Raw genomic sequence first — 4,398 nt, forward strand, 5'->3', positions numbered from 1 at the left:
TGTTATGCACTTGGGCACGTGATCTTAGAATCGTTGGCACCGGTATCGACATGAGTCAGTTGTTCTCCGAGCAAGCGAAACGTCGCGCTGAAGAACTCAATGTCGCCGACCGCGTCGAGTTCATCCACGGCGACGCTGCCGGCTACGTAGCCGATGAAAAGGTCGGTGTGGCAGCCTGTCTCGGTGCCACGTGGATCGGAGGGGGAGTCGCCGGCACCATCAAACTTCTGTCGCAGAGCCTCCGCCCCGGAGGGATTATACTCATCGGCGAGCCCTATTGGCTGAAGTTGCCGCCGACGGAAGAAGTTGCCAAGGGGTGTCTTGCCCACTCAATCTCCGACTTTCTCCTGCTCCCGGAACTGCTCGCGTCTTTCGCCGAGCTTAAGTACGACGTCGTGGAAATGGTTTTGGCAGACCAAAACGGCGGGGACAGATACGAGGCGGCCAAGTGGCTCACAATGCGCCGATGGCTCGAAGCGAATCCCGATGACGACTTCGCCAAAGAAGTTCGAGCCCAACTGACCTCGGAACCCGGACGCTACGCCGCGTACACGCGTGAGTACTTGGGCTGGGGTGTGTTCGCACTGATGGCGCGGTGATAAGGAGGTTTTTGGGTGAATCAGAACATGAGAAGGATCATGCCTAACAAGACGCATGGAGAGCTACAAAATGAACCGCGCGGACGCGAGCCATTTTGAGCCTCATGCGCGACGTTAATCGCCTTTAAAATTTAAGGTGTTATTTGCTGAATATTAGAAGCGTATTTTGTATGACGTGCTTTGTGAAATACTCGTAAAGTGTAGTCTTCACAGCTTTGTAAATACGCTCATTCAGCCGCAGCAAAGTTGATTCCGATAATAGCGTTTTAACTTTTATAAAAGCCAAAAGCTTAAAACACATTATCTGAGTTACCGGTAAAAACGGGCTTTATTTAAAGCGGTGTGTTTAGCAAAACCAAGAACGGTTAAATCAGCTCTGTAATTCTTAACCGCCGGGTGCATTGTTGTTTGCGGCGTTAGGCACACACTCAAATTCGTTTTAATTTGGAGAATCGCATGTCAGAGAAGAAGGGGAGCAAAGAGATAGCTCAAACAGTATCTCCTCGCCAATGGATCAGGTTAGTTGTCGTGTATCTCCTTATTCCAGTGATTTTATTGATATGCGGAGGGGACATCGGTTGGTGGCAGGCATGGGTCTATTCCCTATTAATCTTAGCCGCTGGTATAGGGGGGCGTATGTGGGCAGAGCAGCGACACCCTGGAATAACGGCTGAAAGACAAAGTAAAGAAAGTTTTCATAACGCAAAGGCTTGGGACAAAGTGCTTGCTCCTCTGATGGCGGTGAGTTTTGTGTTTCCTATGGTCATAGTAGCTGGGCTGGACCATCGCTATAATTGGTCTACCGAATTTCCTCTATGGATCAGTGTGGTAGGATTCATTTTTATCGTGTTCGGTTACGGCTTCGCCGCATGGGCATTGGCGGTGAACCGCTTCTTTTTCAGTGTGGTACGAATTCAGACGGACCGAGGTCATGTGGTGTGTGACAGTGGTCCGTACCGGTTTGTGAGGCATCCGGGTTATGCTGGTAATATTCTTCCACTATTCGGTATTGTTCTTGCTTTGAGCTCGGTATGGGCACTTATTCCTTCTGTGGCTGCATTGCTCATTACAGTGATTAGAACCGTACTTGAGGACCAGACTTTGCAGGAAGAGTTGCCGGGCTATCGGGACTATGCGCAACGCGTGCGCTATCGCTTAATTCCTGGGATATACTGAGAGGCATAAGTGGTGTGTGTCCAAGATCTGATATTGAGATCCAGCTGGGAGAGCTGCACTCTGCCTAACTAATAAGGATAGGTTGTGTGAGCAACGCGAACCACGACTTAATCCTATTGTTGGACAAGCCCGGGCGGTTATCTCTGCTATTTATAGTAAATATTTAAAACGAGAGTACGGTGGTTTAAGTCGCGGCTTACGAAGACTTTTTTCTGGGCGAGTGTTATTACAATCGCAGTTGTCACCATCTGCAATCTGTTGAATTAACACTGTTTTATCTTTTCATATATGCTCCTTTACTAATTGATGCCTATTTCGCCACAACTCCCTTTGCTAGATCACTTCCCTGTTTTATATCGTGTTGCCGTTGATGATAAGGCGCGTGCCAATACGTAATAAATACAGCTGCATTTCATTCTGACATTGCGGACAGCAGACGCTTTTTTTCTGTCTCACAGGTGTTGGTTTGAGTGTTACTTTTAGTATCAACTGTAAGCGTTTGAGTGTTGCTTTTGCATTACCATGCATAAAACCATAGTTACGTGCGCGTCGAAATCCTTTCGGTAATACATGCTGTAAAACCCGCCATAAAAAAGCTACCGCGGGCTCGGTGATGGTTTTGAATTGCTTACTGCGACTCTCTTTATAACGGAACGTGACTTGCCCGTTATCAAGGCGCAATATGTTTTGCTCGCTGATAACACTGCGGTATAGATAGCGTGCTAGGTAGGTTAAGGCAGCATCACCTCTGCCGACATATTCACAATCTGCATTCCAAGATGTAGGTGTCTTCGCTGGCAGGTAATAGCCTGCTTTACACATCAATTCGATAAATTTACCGCGAAAGACTTTGGCTAAATTATCTGCGACAAACAGGTACTTTCCAACTTTGCTCAACCACACCGTTTTGTTTTTATTTAGCGCTCCTGCGGGCACCACAAAATGTATATGAGGGTGATATATCAGGTTTCTAGCATGGGTATGTAACACCGCAATATAACCTGCATGCTCACCGAGTTTATTATCGCATTTAAAAAAGGCATTAAGGGTCGCTTTGGCTGCGATAAACAACGCTTGATAAGCCCATTTTTGATGGTCCCAAACAAAGGCACGGAGCTGTTCAGGCAAGGTAAAGCCGACAAGGTAATAATCGACGGGCAGCAATTTCTGGCACTGATTATCCAGCCAATCATTATTGGCGGTATGTTGACACGCGGGGCAATGTCGGTGTCCGCAGGAGGGAAATAAGGTGGTCGCGAGATGGCAATGGTCACAGTGATATAACATGGCGCCGGCCTGTGAGGTATGGCAGGCAATGATTTGCTTGAGGGCGTGTCGATGCGCGTTTTGCATCTTGTCGCTATATTTATTGAGTAGTGGCTGTTGATACTGTTTGGCAATAGAAGCGAGGCTAATCATGATCGCTCTCCCGCCAGTCAATGGATAATGAATCAATAATATCATTGAGCATTAATGCGCTGTTTTGTGCGGCCTCGCTGGTCATGCGCGTGTATATCGCGGTGGTTTTGGGATCTGCATGGCCAAGAAATGCCTGAATCGAACGCAGGCTGCAACCTCGTTCGAGCATATGGGTGGCGATGGAATGACGCAGAGTATGCACATGGACGTTTTTGCTGATGCCGCATTCTTTAGCCACAAGCTTAATAGTTTTCTGCACACCGCCTTTATCCATCACCATCACTTTACCCTCGCGAATATGCGGGGGCTTGCCGCCTGGGAAAATCAATGTTGGATGACGATGTGTTTTCCAATAAGCGCGAAGTGCCAGTAGCGTTGCTTGGGGTAAGGGGACAAAGCGGTCTTTTTTACTTTTGGTATAACGCAGATGTACTTGCATCAGATGACCATCTATATCGGCGATTGTCAGGTTGAGTGATTCACTTAAACGCAGCCCTAAGCTGTAAGTGGTGAGGTAATAAACCTGATACCTGAGCTGGCGAGTTGCATTGATAATGGCTTCAACTTCAGCAACGGAGAGTACATCTTGAATGGGTTGTTGTTTAGGTGGTTTAACGATATCAACCCATTGCCAAGGACGCTTAAGCACATGCTTGTAGAAAAACTGAATGGCGTTGCGTGCTATTTTTACGGCGCTCCAAGATTTATGCTCTACGAGGTGCAGAAAATAGATCTTTAGTTCTTCGCAGGAGAGGTGATCAGGACAGACATTGAAATATTCTGTGACTTGGCGAAGGCAACGGCTGTAACAGTCGATGGTTTTAGGGCTTTTCCCTTGTAAGATCAATTCGTTGATGTAAGCTTGATATAAATTATCAAAGCGAGTTTGTTCGAGTGGTTTCATAACAACCTCCAAATAAAGCCGTCAACATTGACGGTTCTTTATTTGTATACTCGATTGAGGTTATTTGTTTTTCTGCCGCAGAGCGGCTTCGTTCAACAAGTTGCTGCACTCAGACTCGATATAGTTGTCGCGGTTTTTGCTAAAAACAACAAACAGCAAAAATAGCACCAACTTACTCGCAGGAGAGCAAGGCGTTATGTGCCGTAATGGTAGCGTAGTTGCGCAATTAGAATTGTTTCATCTTGATGTTTGTAAACAATTCGATGCTCATCATTAATACGACGTGACCAATATCCAGAT

5 protein-coding genes are annotated in these 4,398 nt (G+C 46.7%); 2 read left to right on the forward strand and 3 right to left on the reverse strand.

Going from position 1 to position 4,398, the window contains the following annotated elements:
* Positions 1–599, forward strand: a 599-nt coding sequence (locus tag AC4GME_RS17555; protein ID WP_490379916.1) for an SAM-dependent methyltransferase, incomplete at its 5' end; no start/stop codon positions are given.
* A gap of 456 nt (positions 600–1,055) precedes the next feature.
* The gene (locus tag AC4GME_RS17560) at positions 1,056–1,775 is read left to right on the forward strand and encodes a methyltransferase family protein (protein WP_490378305.1); all 720 of its coding nucleotides are present in this window, start codon (positions 1,056–1,058) and stop codon (positions 1,773–1,775) included.
* A gap of 351 nt (positions 1,776–2,126) precedes the next feature.
* Here AC4GME_RS17560 and AC4GME_RS17565 read toward each other — a convergent pair whose 3' ends face one another.
* The 3 genes from AC4GME_RS17565 to AC4GME_RS17575 all read right to left on the reverse strand — a co-directional run.
* On the reverse strand, positions 2,127–3,194 hold the full coding sequence (locus AC4GME_RS17565) for an IS91 family transposase (RefSeq protein WP_490378306.1): 1,068 nt from the start codon (positions 3,192–3,194) through the stop codon (positions 2,127–2,129).
* Positions 3,187–4,098, reverse strand: a complete 912-nt coding sequence (locus AC4GME_RS17570) for a tyrosine-type recombinase/integrase (protein WP_490378307.1) — start codon at positions 4,096–4,098, stop codon at positions 3,187–3,189. Before AC4GME_RS17570 ends, AC4GME_RS17565 begins: the two co-directional genes overlap by 8 nt.
* 194 nt (positions 4,099–4,292) lie before the next feature.
* Positions 4,293–4,398 (reverse strand): type II toxin-antitoxin system YoeB family toxin (locus AC4GME_RS17575; RefSeq protein ID WP_490379917.1); only part of this gene is annotated, 106 nt, incomplete at its 5' end.

The organism is Psychromonas sp. (assembly GCF_983033635.1).